Raw genomic sequence first — 14,964 nt, forward strand, 5'->3', positions numbered from 1 at the left:
ACGGGATACGTCCCTAGCACACCCCAGGCTCCGGCTTGGGGTTTCGCGTTTAAGGCCCCTTATTTTTTGTCAGGCCAGCGCAGAAATCACACCTTCCTCAGCCTCACCCCAGCGCCCCCGCCATTCTCGGGGATGAACTCGACGCCAGCGGATTCGAGAGCAGCGCGCATTGCCGCCAGATTGTTGACTGACGGGACACGGCGCCCCTTTTCGAAATCGCGAATTGTGCTCTCGCTGAGGTTGGATCGGCCGGCCAACTCCTGCTGCGACCAGTCTATCAGGCCTCGTGCTGCTCGCGACTGTGAAGGCGTCATAGACATTTCCTGCTGCATCTCCTGTTCCGCGAAAACCGTCTACCACAAACGAATTTCGTTGACACTTGTTTAGTTTAACGCTTTACAAGAATGGTAAACGCTTTTCGTTGAAAGGACGAAATCATGCCGAACACCCATGTTCCGGCCGCCGGCGAAGCCATGCCCGCTGCCCAGCCTACCATCATCGTCGGGCGGTTTTCCCGCCGCGCCCTGCTTGGCGCCATAGCGTCTGTTCCCGCCGTAGGGACGGCTGCGGCGGCGCTACCATCTGCCGGCACAGACGACCACGTCATGAGCCTACTGCGCCAATGGCAGGGCCTGAATGCTTCGATTGATGACGACATGCCAGACGAGCGCTCCCGGATCTTCGACGCCATGGCCGTCATTGAGGCGACCATGCTGGCAGCGCCGGCAAGGACGCCTGTGGAGTTCGCCGCTCAGTATCTGGTCAGCGGCATTCTCGATGTTGAACAAACATCGCTCTACGTCCACGCCCTCGCTCTGACGGGGGCAAGGTCATGAACGCCCACACGCCCGTTCTAAAGCCCTACGGCATGCCTGCAGGCGTCGATCCTCGCCAATGGCGCCAATTCCGTTGAGAAACGCCTGAACGACCTACTAGACCGCGCCATGTCGCTGATCACCGCATTGGATCTCATGGAGGCCGATTGCGATCTGGAGGACACCGCCGACGGTGAACCCTATCTGGGCTGGACAGAACGCGGGCCAGTTGCCGGCGGCTCAGATGACGACGCGAAGGGGACGACTCGGACCTGGAGGACAGTGGCGACGAGCACGAGGCCTCGCTCGGCTGGACTGTGACGGTCAACCAAGAGCATGCGCTGGCGGCGGGCGTTGCCGATACCGCTTTCTTCGATGGCGAGCAGGACGCGGGCGACGAGCCAGAGCTTGTCGCCGATGGCGAAACGATCATGTGGAGCGACGATCTCCAGTCGCAGGAAGTGCTGGTGTCGCTATGAGCACGGTGCCCGAAATGCCCGACAGCGACGAAGCAGAATTCCTGCATCTGCTGCGGCGATTGACTCCTGCGAAATTGCGGGAGGTCGCTTCCGAATTCAGGCGGCGCTTCGATGATGCCAATGCCATCGCAATGAGTGAAGGGCTGAACGCTCTTGCCAATGCCCGCGAAATGAACGGGTGAAGGTGCACCGATTGTGCGGGTTGCAGAAGAACCCGCACAAATCACATTGGCCCGCTGCCTCACGGTGGCGGGCTTTCTTATGTGGCACAAAAGTCACGCAGCTTGAATATGCAGAGCCTCAACCGGCGCGAGCTTATTATCCAGCTAAGCGAGGCGTACCGTCTTGCCGTCGAGGGGCAACGGGGCCACTGGAGCGCTCGCTGCGGCAACGTAGCGGGCGCTTCCCATTAGCGCGATGGCGATTCCCCCAGGCTTCAACATCGGCTTCGTCTCGGGCGTTTCTGGTGTCTCGGCTACCCATACGGCTACCCACGTCAGCTTTTACTAGGGTAGCCCCGACGTAGGGTGAGAGGCGAATTGTCTAGGAATTTCAACGTGGTGCGGACGACGGGAATCGAACCCGTACGATCAGAGATCGAGGGATTTTAAGTCCCTTGCGTCTACCAATTCCGCCACGTCCGCAGGCGAGCCCTTTTCAGATGCCAGCCGGAAGCCGTCAAGCCATGTTTGAGGGCATGCTGTCCTTCCGTGAAGCACGACAGCGTAAAACCGGCGCTGCAGCGTCAATTGGCGGTGTTAGACATGGGAGACTATCCGAACCGAGCTTATCGGCATTTTTCTAGCCAACATCCCGCCTGAATGCGCACTTGCGATGGCAAAAAGCCCGCCTGGGACGGCTGGAAGAGGGCCTCAGGCAACGCCAGCCGGAAAGATCGCTTCGGCTGATCCTGGATAGTGGCGCGATCGCGGAATTACGCCTCCGGAGGCATACGCTAGATTATTCACGTGGCAGATTTGATCTGCCGAGGCCGGCGTCTATCAGGCCCTACCCATTCCCCCGCCCCCTGCGGGCGCCGGCCTTCATTCCTCTCAGAACTTGTAGCTGAAGTTCACGCCCAGCGTGTGCAGCTTCACGTCCTGGTCGCGGTCGGAGAAGTCGTCCGGGACGTCGAAATGCTCCTTGCCGAAATCGTAGTAGCGGTATTGCGCGCCAACGACGATATTGTTGCTCAGCGCGTAGTCGACCCCGGCGCCGATCGTCCAGCCGGCGCTTGTGTGGGTCTTGGCGAAGCTGGGTCCGGCCTCTTGCGACGTCTCGATGCTGGCGAAGGCGACGCCGCCAACGCCGTAGATCAGCCAGCGATCGACCGCCAAGCCGGCCTCGGCATTGACCGATCCGAACCATTTGATGTCGGTGCCAACAGAATTTCCGGGGCCCAGCAGGGCCGAACCGTCGGTCGAGGAATAGTTGAGCTCGGCCCGCGCGCCGATCACCGCCTGGCTGAACTGCCACAGGCCGGCGACATGGCCGCCGACAAAGCCGCCGTCGAGATCGGGCGAGGCAGCGAACGGCTCGCCTTCGGTGCCGGAGATGTCGGAGGAGCCCCAGCCATAGCCGGCCTGGAGGCCGGCATAGTAACCCGTCCAGTCGAAGCCTGGCGCGGTCATGGGCAGGTCGGCGCCTGCGTCCGCGGCCAAGGTCGACCCGGACAGCAAGGCGAAAAAGCCGGCACTGGCAAGCGTCAGGCGACCCATCGAGCGCTCCGAAATGGCGGTTTCGAAAAACTCCTCGGCGCAACCTAGCGTTATTCGCCCGGAAACGGAATTGTATTCCTGCAACAGTGGTTTACGTCGGCGGGTTGCGGACGCGATCCTCCAGATCGCGCTGTTTCTCCTCGGGCGAGGCCAGATGGCTGAAAGCGTACTCGGCAAGTAACGAGCCGGCGATGAAGATGGCGATCGGCACGGCCCATGCCCAGAGCGAATGCAAGGTGAAGAAGGCCAGGCCGGCGCAACATGCCGACAGCACGAAAATTGCCAACCGGATCGCCTGTGCCATCTCTTTTTGCACCCCGAACGGCAGCCTGAGCGCTCAGTCTACGCGATTTTCGCCCTGCCGGAGGAGAGATATCGAGAACTGGGTCTGCCTTAAAAACAAACCAGTTTTGCCAACTGGTCAAAACCGCGCCCGCTTGGCACAGTCGGGCAAACAGGAGTCCGTCATGGCGAGCCGCACCAATCCAACAAAACCCAAGCCCTGGACCGAGGTGGCGACGCATCTGGTCGACGTCGCGATGGGGCGCAAGCCCGCCGATCTCGTGATCCGCAACGGCCGGTGGGTGAATGTCCATTCGGGCGAGATCATCCCCGGCACCGACATTGCGATTGCCGCCGGGCGCTTCGCTTATTGCGGGCCGAATGCCGGCCACGCGATCGGGCAGGGGACCAAGGTGGTCGATGCCGGCGGACGCTATCTGGTGCCAGGCCTTTGCGACGCGCACATGCATGTCGAAAGCGGCATGGTGACGGTGACGGAATTCTGCCGCGCGGTGATCCCGCACGGCACCACCTCGATGTTCATCGACCCGCACGAGATCGCCAATGTGCTGGGCCTGCCGGGCGTCCGCCTGATGCATGACGAGGCTGTCGCGATGCCGATCAACGTGCATGTGCAGATGCCGTCTTGCGTACCTTCGGCGCCCGGCCTGGAACATGCCGGCGCCGAGCTTACGGTCGCCGACGTCGCCGAGGCGATGACCTGGGAAAACATCATCGGCCTTGGCGAAGTGATGAACTTTCCGGGCGTCGCCGCCAACGATCCGGTGATGTCGGGCGAGATCGCCGAGACGATCAAGGCCGGCAAGACGGTCGGCGGCCACTATGCCTCGCGCGACCTCGGCCTGCCGTTCCATGGCTATGTCGCCGGCGGCGCCGAGGACGATCATGAAGGCACGCGCGCGGAGGACGCGATCGCGCGCGTGCGCCAGGGCATGAAGGCGATGCTGAGGCTGGGGTCCGCCTGGTACGACGTCGCGGCGCAGATCAAGGCGGTCACCGAAGGCGGCGTCGATCCGCGCAATTTCATCCTGTGCACCGACGACAGCCATTCCGGCACGCTGGTGCATGAAGGGCATATGGACCGCGTGGTGCGGCACGCCATCAGCCAGGGCCTGAAGCCGGTGACGGCGATCCAGATGGCGACGCTCAACACCGCCCAGCATTTCAGGCTGGAGCGCGAGATCGGCTCGATCGCGCCCGGTCGGCTGGCCGATCTTTTGATCGTCTCCGATCTCGCCCAGATGGCAATAGACGAGGTCTATGGCCGCGGCGTCAGGCTGGCCAAGGCCGGCAAGCTCGAGATCGACATTCCGGCCTATGATTATCCGCAGACGGCGAAGAATACGGTCAAGCTCGGCAAGAGGCTCAAGGCGGCGGATTTCGACATCGCCGCACCTCAGGGCGCCAACGAGGTGCGGGCGCGGGTGATCGGCGTGATCGAGAACCAGGCGCCGACGCGGGCGCTGGAGGCCGACCTGCCGGTCGAGGACGGGCTGGTCGCCATGGACCGCCGCAACGACATCTGCCAGATTGCCCTGGTGGAGCGCCACAGGGGCACGGGCGGCGTCACCAACGCCTTCGTTTCTGGCTTCGGCTACATGGACGACTGCGCCATGGCCTCGAGCGTGGCGCATGACGCTCACCACATCATCGTCGTCGGCACCAACAAGGAGGACATGGCTTTAGCGGTCAACCGGCTGGGCGAGGTTGGCGGCGGCGTCGTGCTTTATTCCAAAGGCAAGGAACTGGCGCTGGTCGAGATGCCGATCGCCGGGCTGATGTCGGACGAACGCGCCGAGATCGTCGCGGCCAAAGCCGAGCAATTGACCGAGGCGATGCGCAAGGTCGGTTGCTCGCTCAACAACGCCTATATGCAGCATTCGCTGCTGGCGCTGGTGGTTATCCCGGAGCTTAGGATCTCAGACGTCGGCCTTGTCGACGTGACGACGTTCCAGAAGGTCGATCTATTTGTGTGAGCGGGGCGGCGTCAGCTGATCATCCGCCGGTGGCGATGGTCAGCACCTTGAACGGCGTGGTGATGACCACCTCGGCGACCGAGCCGACCGCCTTGCCGAGACCCTGGCCGATATTATTGAGCTGCGTCGGATCGGGCTCATCGGAGGCAAGGCCGGCAGGCGTACGCAAGCGATTGCCGAGCAGCTGCACCAGGATCGGATTGTCGGCGAACTTGGCATGGTTCAACTGGTCACCGCCCTTGGTTTGGGTCAGATCGACAACCGTCACGCCGTAATTGGCGAGATCAGCCGCGTTGCCATAGTCGCCGACGCGGGGCTTGTCGCCGGAAATGAAGCTGGACAGCTTGAGCGCCCGGTCGTCGCCCGAGAGCAGGATGGCGAACGGCTTGTCGGGCTTGCCGTAGCGGATCATCTGCTTCTTGAAGACATCGACGTCGATGTCGGGCGAGGCGAGGATGACATAGCCGAGCTTGCCGTTGAGATCGCGGTCGCCGGTGATGGCGAGCTGACGCAAAGCTTCCATCGTCAGCCAGGTCCCCATCGAATGGGCGATTATGTCGATGCTTTTGGCGCGTGACTTGGCAAGCATCCTCAGCGTCGCCTCGAGGTCGTCGCGCGCGGCGGTGGAGCTGTCCTTGTCATAGATGTAGCCGGTCGTCTTGGCGCTCGATGCCCACGAGAACAGCACCGGCGTGCCCGGATAGTTCGTGTCGTGCGCGATCTGCGTCAGGCGGTAAACGCCATCGTCGAAGCCGTTGTTGAAGCCGTGCACGAAGACCAGGGCGCGGTCGCCGCGTATGGCAATATCGGCGCCGACCGCCTTGGCGAATTGCGAAGCGTCGCCGTAGTGGACGACATCGGTGGCGGTGAACTGCTTGGCCGGATTGCTGTCGGCCGAACCCTTGGCGCGCTCGATCGCGCCGACCTGATGGATCTTTGGAACCGTGACATCGACACGGGCATAGCTGGTGGTCAGCGAACGGTCGCCATCGAAAACCTGCCGCGGGTCCTTGGTCGCCTGCTGGCGGGTCGTGGCGACGAAGATCCCGTGCTTGGCCGCTATGTCCGATGCGGGGACCGTAACGGCCGTCCGGCTGAGCAGGTCATGCGCGCTCCGCCCGGCGCAGCCCGACAGGACAAGCGCAAAGGCAAGGCCAAGGACGATCTTCGAACGCACGATCACCCGGGGTCCCCCAAGGGCGGCAAACCTCTCCTGCCACTTCGATAAAGCCAGAGCCGAGCCCGGTCCAGTTCAAAGTCGGTGCAGGCCAGCAACCGCGTGAACACGGTTACTGGGTGGCGAGCTGGCTGATGCGGTCGGTGACGTCGCGGTCGCTGGCAAAGCCATCATCCTCGCGCAGCCGCTGGCCGATCATCTTCACCAGCACCGGGTTGTCGGCGAATTTGGTGTGGTTGAAGCTGTCGCTGCCCTTCTCTTTGGAGAGGTCGACGACCGTGACGCCATAGGAGGCGAGATCGGCCGCGTCCCTGTAGTCGCCGACGCGCGGCCGTGAGCCGGCAATCAGGCCGGAAAGCCGAAGCGCGCGGTCGTCGTCCGACAGGAGCAGGATGAAGGGCTTGTCGGGCTTGCCGTAGCGGCGCATCTGGCTCTTGAAGACATCGACATCGATGTCGGGCGAGGCCAGAACGACGTCGCCGAGCTTGCCGCCGAGGTCGCGGTCGCCGGTGATGGCGATCTGGCGCAGCGTCTCCATCGTCACCCAGGTCCCCATCGAATGCGCGACGATGTCGATGCGCCGCGCACCTGTCTGCGCGAGCATCCTCAGCGTCACTTCCAGCTGGTCGCGGGCGGCGGCGGCACTTTCCTTGTCATAGACATAGTCGGTGGTCTTGGCGCCTGAAGCCCAGGAGAACAGCACCGGCGTGCCGGGATAGCCGGAATCGTGGACGATCTGGGTCAGCCGGTAGACGGCGTCGTCGAAGCCTGTGTTGTAACCATGGACGAAGACCATGACGCGGCCGCCACGCGCATCGATATCGGCGTTGAGCGCGCCAGCGAATTTCGGCTGCGTGTCGTAGCCGACGACCTCGGAAGCCATGAAATATTTGGTCGGGTCGTTCGACTTGCCGCGCGAGCGCCGCTCGATCTGGCCGGTCTGGTGGACCGGCGGCACCGTGACGTTGACGCGGGCATAGTTCAGCGTCGCCGAGCGTTCGCCGTCGAAGACCTTGTTCGGATCGTCGGAGCGCTTGCGGGTGGTGGTGATGAAGATCGAGTGATTGCCGGCAATCTCGGTCGCCGTCGTCGGTACGACGACGCTGCCCAGAATTTCCTGTGTCTGCCGCCCTGCGCAGCCTGCGATCGACAGAGCCAGGGCAATGATCAAAAGCGTCTTCACATGCACGTCGAACAAATCCGCTCCTGCCCCAATTGGCCATCCCCCCTCGCGAACCTCCCGGACAGGCGAAGTGCGGCGGAAGTAAGTCGTGTCCAGCGGAAATTTGCTCGGCGGCCGGCGACGGCTCCGGCACTGTTGCGCGAAAGCCAAAGCGATCTAAGCCTGGGGCGGCCGCATCGGTGGCCGCAAAAACCAAACTATGCAATAGGCTTGGGCCGCGAACCACGTGATCCCGGACCCGGTTGCCTCATGAACAGTTTCTCCTCCCGTGTTGCCGCCGCCGCCGAGGCGATCCGCGAGATCTTTCCGGAAACGCCGCTGCAGGAGAACGATTACCTGTCGAAGAAGACCGGCGCCCGCATTCTTCTGAAGCGCGAGGACCTGACCCCGGTCCGCTCCTACAAGATCAGGGGAGCCTTCAATTTCTTCCGCAAGGCGCTCGCTGCCGGCAACAACGCCGAGCTGTTCGTCTGCGCCTCGGCCGGCAACCATGCCCAGGGCTTTGCCTTCGTCTGCCGGCATTTCGGCAAACGAGGCATCGTGTTCATGCCGGTGACGACGCCGCAGCAGAAGATCGACAAGACGCGGCTGTTCGGCGGCGACTTCGTCGAGATCAGGCTGGTCGGCGACTTCTTCGACGATTGCTATCGTGCTGCCTTTGAATTCACCGAAACCGCCGGCGCGCATATGGTGCCGCCCTTCGACCACAAGGACATCATCGAGGGCCAGGCGACGGTTGCCTATGAAATCGCGGCCCAGATGCCTGGCGGGCGCATGCCCGACATCGTCATGCTGCCGGTGGGCGGCGGCGGCCTGGCCGCCGGGGTGACGCACTATTTCGCGGACCGGCACCGCGACACGCGCTTCGTCTTCTGCGAACCGGCGGGCGCGCCGAGCCTCCGCGAGAGCCTGTCCAGCAGCAAGCGGGTCAAGCTCGCCAAGGTCGACAATTTCGTCGACGGCGCGGCGGTGGCCGAGATCGGCCGCGAGCCGCTGCGCCATCTCAAGGAGTTCACCGCCGATGCCGTCCGGCTCGTCCCGGAAAACCGGCTCTGCGCGACGATGATCGAGATGCTCAACGTCGAGGGCGTGGTGCTGGAGCCGGCCGGTGCCTTGGCGATCGATGCGCTCAAGGATTTTTCGCGCAAGGAGATCAGGGGCAAGACCGTCGTCGCGGTCGTCTCCGGGGGCAATTTCGATTTCGAGCGCCTGCCGGACGTCAAGGAGCGGGCGCTGCGTTTCGAGGGGTTGAAGAAGTATTTCATCATCCGCTTCCCGCAGCGGCCGGGCGCGCTGCGTGACTTCCTCGAAATGCTCGGCCCCGACGACGACATCGCGCGTTTCGAGTATCTGAAGAAGTCGGCGCGCAATTTCGGCTCGGTGCTGATCGGCATCGAGACCAAGGACCGGCGCAATTTCGATCTGCTGAAGGCCAATTTCGACGCCGAGGGCGTGCAGTATCAGGACATTACCGACAACGAAACGCTGGCGGGGTTCATCATATGAGCGGGCCAAAAACGAGTGAAAAGGGAGCCGTCTTCGTCGCGCTTTTTTCCGGCATCAATGTCGGCGGCAACCGCATCGTCAAGATGGCGGAGCTAAAGTCGTTCTTCGAAGGCCTCGGCTTCACCGACGTCGCGACCTACGTGCAGAGCGGCAACGTGGTGTTTCGCGCGAAAAAGGGCGATGCTGTCTCGCTGACGAAGCAGCTCGAAGCGGCCTTCGAGAAGAAATGGGGCTTCAATTCGCGCATCATGGTGCGCGATGCCGGCTGGTTCGAGCGGCTGGTGGCAGACAATCCCTATCCGGAAGTGGCCGGGGAGCCGACCAAGCTGCATGCCTATGCCCTGGAGCGCGAGCCGACCGCGGAAGAGACCAAGCGGCTTGCGGAAAAATGCACCGGCCCGGAGCGTTTCGAGATCAAGGGCGACGTGCTCTACCTGCACGCGCCGGAAGGGCTCGGCAAATCGGTGTTCGCCAATCTCATCCCGCGCACGCTCAAGGTGCCGGGCACGGCGCGTAACTGGCGGAGCGTCCTTGCCCTGCTCGAAATTGCGGGCAAGGCCGGCGGCTGATTATTCATTCTGCGCAATTCCGGACGGAAAACCGCGAGGCACTTTTCCTGGAATTGCTCCGGACTCAGGCGACCTGCTGCCAGTCGAAGGTCAGCTCCTCACGGAAGGCGAAGCGCTTGATGTGGTCGGCGACCACGGTTTCCAGGCGCTCGAGCGAGGCAGCGTCGTCAGCGGCAACCGCGATATGAAGAGCCTTGTCGTCGGCATCCATCACGGTGCGGCCGAGCGAAAGCTGGATGGCGCCGTGATGCGGATCGAACTCGACCGGGAACTTGTGCGACCAATGCTTGCAGAGCTGCTGCAGATAGCGGCTGGCATGTTCGGTGGCGACATCGGCGCGGCTGGTCGGCATGAAATTCTCCCGGCGGATCAAGAAAGCGCCAGCCTGGCCAGGCTGGCGCCACTCACGAATAGATAGGCGCTGCCTGGTGAAGCGCCAGGTGAAGCCTCCCTGGGATTACCAGCTTCCCGTGTTCTGCATCGAGGCCCAGGGCTCGGCCTTCGCCTTGGCAGGGCCCTTCTGCAAGAGCTCGATCGAGATGCCGTCCGGCGAGCGGACGAAAGCCATGTTGCCGTCGCGCGGCGGCCGGTTGATGGTCACGCCATTGTCCATAAGCTTCTGGCAGGTGGCGTAGATGTCGTCGACCTCATAGGCAAGGTGGCCGAAATTGCGGCCGCCCTTATACTCTTCCGGATCCCAATTGTAGGTCAGCTCGACCAGCGGCGCCTTCTCGGCAATGCCGTTTTGCTCATCCTCGGGCGCGGCGAGGAAGATCAGCGTATAGCGTCCGTGCTCGTTCTCGTAGCGACGCACTTCCTTGAGGCCGAGCTTGTTGCAGTAGAAATCGAGCGATCGATCAATGTCGGCGATACGGACCATGGTGTGAAGATAGCGCATATCGGGCTCCTCGGAACGTTGCGTGCGGCGCACCATAGGAGCCGCTCCGCCAAAGGGCAATCGTCGGACAAAACGGACGGATCGGTCGATTTCAGGGCCGCGCCGTCGCGCGTCAAGCGGTGCCGGCAAACAACAATTAAGGCTTTCCGGTGCTCAACGGTGAAAAAAGGCACGTCAGGTCTTGCACACCCCGGAAGCCGCGGTGTTAATCTGATGGCAAGAATCAGTAGCGGTTGCAGTTGAAAAGGGGGCATTCTTATGGGGGAAAAAGCCTCTTTCACGAGGCGGGACGGAAGCCTTGACGACGCCTTGACGCGAGACAGTGGCGGCGACTCCGCCGAGCTTGTCGAAATCGCCGGCGCTATCAAATGGTTCGACGTGGCCAAGGGCTACGGCTTCATTCTTCCGGACGACGGCGTCTCGGGTGATATTCTCCTCCATGTGACATGTCTTCGAAGGGACGGCTTCCAGACCGCGTTGGAAGGCGCCCGCGTCGTCTGCCTCGTCAAGCAGGGCGAGCGTGGCCTGCAGGCTTTCCGCGTTCTTTCGATGGACGCCTCGACAGCGGTGCATCCGGCGGAGCAGGAGCAGCGGACGCATGTCACCGTGACGGCGGAGAGCGGGCTCGAGCGGGCGCTGGTGAAGTGGTTCAACCGCACCAAGGGCTTCGGCTTCCTGACCCGGGGCGAGGGCACCGAGGACATCTTCGTCCATATGGAGACGTTGCGGCGCTACGGCATCACCGAACTGAGACCCGGCCAGGTCGTTCTGGTTCGCTTCGGCCGCGGCGACAAAGGCCTTATGGCCGCCGAAATTCACCCCGATATGGGCACCTTGCCGGTCTCGCACTAAAGCGCGTCGCGTAAAACGGATTCATGCGACGCGCTTTAGGTCTTTGTGCATGTCGTTCTCCCAAAACCGCTTCGCGCTTTTGGGAGACATGCAATAGGCTTTCCCGACACGATAGCCCTTGTCCGGTGCAAAGGCCGATCGTGTCCGAAAAACCGGTTCCACTCGCCTGGACCATGGTCTAGGACGAGCCCTGGACGAGGTATCATATGGCTTATCGTAACTGGCTGACTGCAGGCGCGCTTTCCGCCGCCATCGTTTTGGCCGCCACTTTCAGCGCCCTGAAGCCGAGTTCGGCGGACGGCCAGGCCATGATGCTGCCGGTCGATCCGACGCCGCTGGTCGCGGTGACCGGCTCCGGCAAGCATTCCTTCTCCATCGAGATCGCCGACACCTCCGACGAGCGCGAGGCCGGGCTGATGTTCCGCAAGGACATGACCGACGATCACGGCATGCTGTTCGTGTTCGAGAGGCCTGGCGAGGTGAATTTCTGGATGAAGAACACGCCGATGCCGCTCGACCTGGTCTTCGTCGGCCAGGACGGCAGGATCAAGGCCATCAAGCGCGGCGAACCGGAATCCGAAGCGATCATCTCCCCGGGGCAGCCCGTAAGCTTCGTGCTCGAGCTGAAGGCGGGAACGGCCGCCAGGGACGGTCTCGCGGATGGAGACGTTTTGCGCCACCCGGCGATCGACAAGGCCGCAGGCGCCGGTTCCAACTGACCTCGGCAGCGCCAAATGCAATATTTTTCCCATGACGGCTTCGAACTCGCTTACCTCGACCGCCAGCCGGCGTCCGGGCAGGGCGATCCGGTGCTGATGATCCACGGCTTCGCCTCTAGCCATTACGTCAACTGGGTCTCGCCCGGCTGGTTCAAGACGCTGAACGACGCCGGGTACCGCGCCATCGCCTTCGACAATCGCGGCCACGGCTCTTCAACCAAGAGCTACGAGGAGGCCGACTACACGCCGGCCAGGATGGCTTCGGACGCGGCCGCCTTGCTCGATCATCTTGGCATCGAACGCGCCCATGTCATGGGCTATTCGATGGGCGCGCGGGTATCCGCATTCATGGCATTGTCCAATCCGGACAAGGTGGCGACGCTGGTGCTCGGCGGCCTCGGCGTCGGCCTTGTCGATGGCGTCGGCGATTGGGACCCGATCGCCGATGCGCTTCTGGCCGAGGATCCTGGTACGATCGGCCATGCGCGCGGCCGCTCGTTTCGCGCCTTCGCCGACCAGACGCGCAGCGACCGCCGGGCGCTCGCCGTCTGCATCGTCGGCTCGCGCGCATCCATGAGCGAGGAGGATGTCGCGCGCATTGCCCAGCCGGCCCTGATCGCCGTCGGGACCAAAGACGACATCGCCGGCTCACCCGACGAACTGGCCGTCCTGATGCCCAACGCAAAAGCGTTCCACATCGAAGGCCGCGACCATATGCTCGCCGTCGGCGACAAGAGCTTCAAGCAGCGCGTGCTGGAGTTCTACGCCGAAAACCCACTCTGAGCGACATTATCCGGCTTCGAGCGCGGCCAGCGACCTTTTCAGGTTTTGCCTCGCCCGAGGCTCGAAACGCTTCCGGAATTCCGCGGTGTGGAAGATGTGCGGGCGATCGAGGAAGCTCTTCAGAACGGCAGCGCGGCCGGCGCGCCACATCGGCTCCTCGACCCAGCCATATTCGCGTCGGACCGCCTTTTCATAAGCATCGAAGGCATCCGGTTCGGCGCCGAGGACCGCCAGGTCTATGTCGAGGAACAGGGCTGCGTCATAGGCGGCATGCTCATCGCCGAGCGGCGGCAGTTGGTGCGTGGCGGTGGCGTTGATCATCACCGCGACGTGTGCGAGGCGCTCGGGGCTGATGCGGCCGGAGAGCTTTTTCGCGGCCAACGCCGCGCTTTTGGCCTCGTTGTCCTTGGCGCGGCTGTCATAGACGGCGTCGTGGAACCAGATCGCCGCCTCAACGGCGTCCGGGTCGTGGAGCAGGCTCTTGTACTTCGCGGCTAGCGCCAGCATGGCCTCGATATGGGCGAGGCTGTGGTAGTGCCGATCCGCGGCCCGATAGAGGGCGGAAAGCTCGCTTTTCAGGGCTTCGTCGATCAAGGGTTCGTTTTCCATTGCGGGTTGAATTTCGATGAACCAAGTCCATTTGACAAAGCACTAAGGAAAATTGAGTTCAACCGTGCTATGATATGGCCTATATGTGCGCCGGAGAACGAGCAGGCCGGAGACCGTCGATGAACAGCGTAACGATAGCGCGCCCCAGCATGGTGCAGCCGGTCGATCCCATCTGGCGTTCGATCCGCGATGAGGCGATGGAAGCGGTGAACCGCGATCCGCTGCTTGCAGCGTTCCTCTATTCGACCATTCTCAACCAGGAGAGCCTGGAGGAAGCGGTCATTCACCGGCTGGCCGAGCGCCTGGCGCATCAGGACATCGGCTCCGACCTCATCCGGCAGACGTTCAAGGCCATGCTTGCCGACGATACGGAGTGGAGCACAACGGTGCGCGTCGACATCCAGGCCTATTACGATCGCGACCCGGCCTGCGACCGCTTCATCATGCCGGTGCTCTATTTCAAGGGTTTCCATGCCATCCAAACGCATCGGCTGGCGCACTGGCTGTGGAACCAGGGCCGCAGGGACTTCGCGCTCTACCTGCAGAGCCGCTCATCCTCGGTGTTCCAGACCGACATCAATCCGGCCGCCCGCATCGGCAAGGGCATCTTCCTCGACCATGCCACCGGCCTGGTCGTCGGCCAGACGGCCGTTATCGAGGACGACGTGTCGATCCTGCATGGCGTGACGCTGGGCGGCACCGGCAAGGCCAGCGGCGACCGCCATCCGAAGATCCGCCGCGGCGTGCTGATCGGCGCCGGCGCCAAGATCCTGGGCAATATCGAGATCGGCCACTGCTCGAAGATCGCGGCCGGCTCGGTGGTGCTGTCGCCCGTGCCGCACAACAAGACGGTCGCCGGCGTGCCGGCGCGTGTCGTCGGCGAGACCGGCTGCGACCAGCCTTCGCGACAGATGGACCAGCTCCTGCCCTCGCAGACGATGGATCACGTCGTCAGCTTCGACATCTGAATCCGGCCGTTATCGACTGCGGCCGGAATCCGGCCACCATTTCAGGCGCCGGTTGTCCCGTGTTATGCTGCCGGCTTGCCTTTACATCGCCATCGTCGGCGTGTCAGAAGCGCGTTCCAACGAACAGCCGCATTCGGAGAAGACTTTTGAAGCCGGACGAAATCAGAAAGCTGGACGCCTATTTCAAACGCGTCTTCCAGAATCCCAAGCTGCAGGTGAAGGCGCGCCCGCGCAAGGAAGACTCGGCCGAGGTCTATGTCGGCGACGAGTTCCTCGGCATCGTCTTCAAGGACGAAGACGACGGCGACTATAATTTCTCGATGGCGATCCTCGACGTCGATCTGGCCTGAACCGACTTTTCCGGCCGGGCTCGCCATACCGCCCCGGTCGGAAACACCCCTGTGGGATT

19 protein-coding genes and 1 tRNA gene are annotated in these 14,964 nt (G+C 62.9%); 11 read left to right on the top strand and 9 right to left on the bottom strand.

Annotated elements, in window-relative coordinates; genetic code table 11:
• Window positions 1-86 precede the first annotated feature (86 nt).
• Complete coding sequence (locus DH10_RS09675) at window positions 87-314, bottom strand: helix-turn-helix domain-containing protein (RefSeq protein ID WP_376774892.1); 228 nt, start codon at window positions 312-314, stop codon at window positions 87-89.
• Between the two features lie 123 nt (window positions 315-437).
• On the opposite strand from DH10_RS09675, the gene DH10_RS09680 reads away from it, so the two are divergent.
• The 3 genes from DH10_RS09680 (at window position 438) to DH10_RS09690 (ending at window position 1,476) form a co-directional block, all read left to right on the top strand.
• Window positions 438-836 (top strand): hypothetical protein, encoded by a 399-nt coding sequence (locus DH10_RS09680; protein WP_192253751.1) that lies wholly within the window; start codon window positions 438-440, stop codon window positions 834-836.
• Window positions 837-1,132: 296 nt separating this feature from the next.
• Entirely contained in the window at window positions 1,133-1,294 is a 162-nt protein-coding gene (locus tag DH10_RS09685) for a hypothetical protein (RefSeq protein ID WP_192253753.1), read from the top strand.
• Window positions 1,291-1,476: a hypothetical protein gene (locus DH10_RS09690; protein ID WP_192253755.1), complete on the top strand. Its 186-nt coding sequence runs from the start codon at window positions 1,291-1,293 to the stop codon at window positions 1,474-1,476. The genes DH10_RS09685 and DH10_RS09690 overlap by 4 nt, the downstream gene beginning before the upstream one ends.
• 376 nt (window positions 1,477-1,852) lie before the next feature.
• Here DH10_RS09690 and DH10_RS09695 read toward each other — a convergent pair.
• From DH10_RS09695 to DH10_RS09705, 3 genes are all read right to left on the bottom strand, one after another.
• A tRNA-Leu gene (locus DH10_RS09695) sits at window positions 1,853-1,938 on the bottom strand.
• A 408-nt stretch (window positions 1,939-2,346) separates the two neighbouring features.
• Window positions 2,347-3,012, bottom strand: coding sequence for an outer membrane protein (locus DH10_RS09700; RefSeq protein WP_192253757.1), 666 nt, complete (start codon window positions 3,010-3,012; stop codon window positions 2,347-2,349).
• A gap of 91 nt (window positions 3,013-3,103) precedes the next feature.
• Window positions 3,104-3,316 (bottom strand): hypothetical protein, encoded by a 213-nt coding sequence (locus DH10_RS09705; protein WP_192253759.1) that lies wholly within the window; start codon window positions 3,314-3,316, stop codon window positions 3,104-3,106.
• Window positions 3,317-3,479: 163 nt separating this feature from the next.
• On the opposite strand from DH10_RS09705, the gene ade reads away from it, so the two are divergent.
• Window positions 3,480-5,291, top strand: a complete 1,812-nt coding sequence (gene ade, locus DH10_RS09710) for an adenine deaminase (protein ID WP_192253761.1) — start codon at window positions 3,480-3,482, stop codon at window positions 5,289-5,291.
• Between the two features lie 19 nt (window positions 5,292-5,310).
• Here ade and DH10_RS09715 read toward each other — a convergent pair whose 3' ends face one another.
• Together DH10_RS09715 and DH10_RS09720 are read right to left on the bottom strand one after the other, a co-directional pair.
• The gene (locus DH10_RS09715; RefSeq protein ID WP_192253763.1) at window positions 5,311-6,474 is read right to left on the bottom strand and encodes an alpha/beta hydrolase; all 1,164 of its coding nucleotides are present in this window, start codon (window positions 6,472-6,474) and stop codon (window positions 5,311-5,313) included.
• Window positions 6,475-6,580: 106 nt separating this feature from the next.
• Window positions 6,581-7,666 (bottom strand): alpha/beta hydrolase, encoded by a 1,086-nt coding sequence (locus DH10_RS09720; RefSeq protein WP_210325227.1) that lies wholly within the window; start codon window positions 7,664-7,666, stop codon window positions 6,581-6,583.
• A 234-nt stretch (window positions 7,667-7,900) separates the two neighbouring features.
• On the opposite strand from DH10_RS09720, the gene ilvA reads away from it, so the two are divergent.
• Together ilvA and DH10_RS09730 are read left to right on the top strand one after the other, a co-directional pair.
• On the top strand, window positions 7,901-9,157 hold the full coding sequence (gene ilvA / locus DH10_RS09725; RefSeq protein ID WP_192253765.1) for a threonine ammonia-lyase IlvA: 1,257 nt from the start codon (window positions 7,901-7,903) through the stop codon (window positions 9,155-9,157).
• Window positions 9,154-9,726: a DUF1697 domain-containing protein gene (locus tag DH10_RS09730; protein WP_192253767.1), complete on the top strand. Its 573-nt coding sequence runs from the start codon at window positions 9,154-9,156 to the stop codon at window positions 9,724-9,726. The genes ilvA and DH10_RS09730 overlap by 4 nt, the downstream gene beginning before the upstream one ends.
• A 64-nt stretch (window positions 9,727-9,790) precedes the next feature.
• Here DH10_RS09730 and DH10_RS09735 read toward each other — a convergent pair whose 3' ends face one another.
• Together DH10_RS09735 and gloA are read right to left on the bottom strand one after the other, a co-directional pair.
• On the bottom strand, window positions 9,791-10,078 hold the full coding sequence (locus DH10_RS09735) for a DUF2218 domain-containing protein (RefSeq protein WP_192253769.1): 288 nt from the start codon (window positions 10,076-10,078) through the stop codon (window positions 9,791-9,793).
• Window positions 10,079-10,183: 105 nt separating this feature from the next.
• A complete protein-coding gene (gene gloA, locus DH10_RS09740; protein ID WP_246506343.1) occupies window positions 10,184-10,624 on the bottom strand; it encodes a lactoylglutathione lyase in 441 nt (146 codons plus the stop codon).
• A gap of 258 nt (window positions 10,625-10,882) precedes the next feature.
• Between gloA and DH10_RS09745 the strand changes: the two genes are divergently transcribed.
• The 3 genes from DH10_RS09745 (at window position 10,883) to DH10_RS09755 (ending at window position 12,978) form a co-directional block, all read left to right on the top strand.
• Complete coding sequence (locus tag DH10_RS09745; RefSeq protein ID WP_192253773.1) at window positions 10,883-11,476, top strand: cold-shock protein; 594 nt, start codon at window positions 10,883-10,885, stop codon at window positions 11,474-11,476.
• A gap of 206 nt (window positions 11,477-11,682) precedes the next feature.
• Window positions 11,683-12,195 carry a DUF192 domain-containing protein gene (locus tag DH10_RS09750; RefSeq protein WP_192253775.1) on the top strand — a complete coding sequence of 171 codons (513 nt, stop codon included), beginning with the start codon at window positions 11,683-11,685 and terminating at the stop codon, window positions 12,193-12,195.
• Between the two features lie 15 nt (window positions 12,196-12,210).
• A complete protein-coding gene (locus tag DH10_RS09755; RefSeq protein WP_192253777.1) occupies window positions 12,211-12,978 on the top strand; it encodes an alpha/beta fold hydrolase in 768 nt (255 codons plus the stop codon).
• Between the two features lie 6 nt (window positions 12,979-12,984).
• Here the strand turns inward: DH10_RS09755 and DH10_RS09760 are convergent, their stop codons facing one another.
• On the bottom strand, window positions 12,985-13,587 hold the full coding sequence (locus DH10_RS09760) for an HD domain-containing protein (RefSeq protein ID WP_192253779.1): 603 nt from the start codon (window positions 13,585-13,587) through the stop codon (window positions 12,985-12,987).
• A 119-nt stretch (window positions 13,588-13,706) separates the two neighbouring features.
• Between DH10_RS09760 and cysE the strand changes: the two genes are divergently transcribed.
• The gene (gene cysE / locus DH10_RS09765; protein ID WP_192253781.1) at window positions 13,707-14,555 is read left to right on the top strand and encodes a serine O-acetyltransferase; all 849 of its coding nucleotides are present in this window, start codon (window positions 13,707-13,709) and stop codon (window positions 14,553-14,555) included.
• 146 nt (window positions 14,556-14,701) lie between these two features.
• Window positions 14,702-14,905: a DUF3126 family protein gene (locus DH10_RS09770; RefSeq protein WP_040969488.1), complete on the top strand. Its 204-nt coding sequence runs from the start codon at window positions 14,702-14,704 to the stop codon at window positions 14,903-14,905.
• Window positions 14,906-14,964: the final 59 nt, after the last annotated feature.

This window comes from Mesorhizobium silamurunense, from assembly GCF_014843825.1.
GTDB lineage: Bacteria > Pseudomonadota > Alphaproteobacteria > Rhizobiales > Rhizobiaceae > Mesorhizobium > Mesorhizobium silamurunense.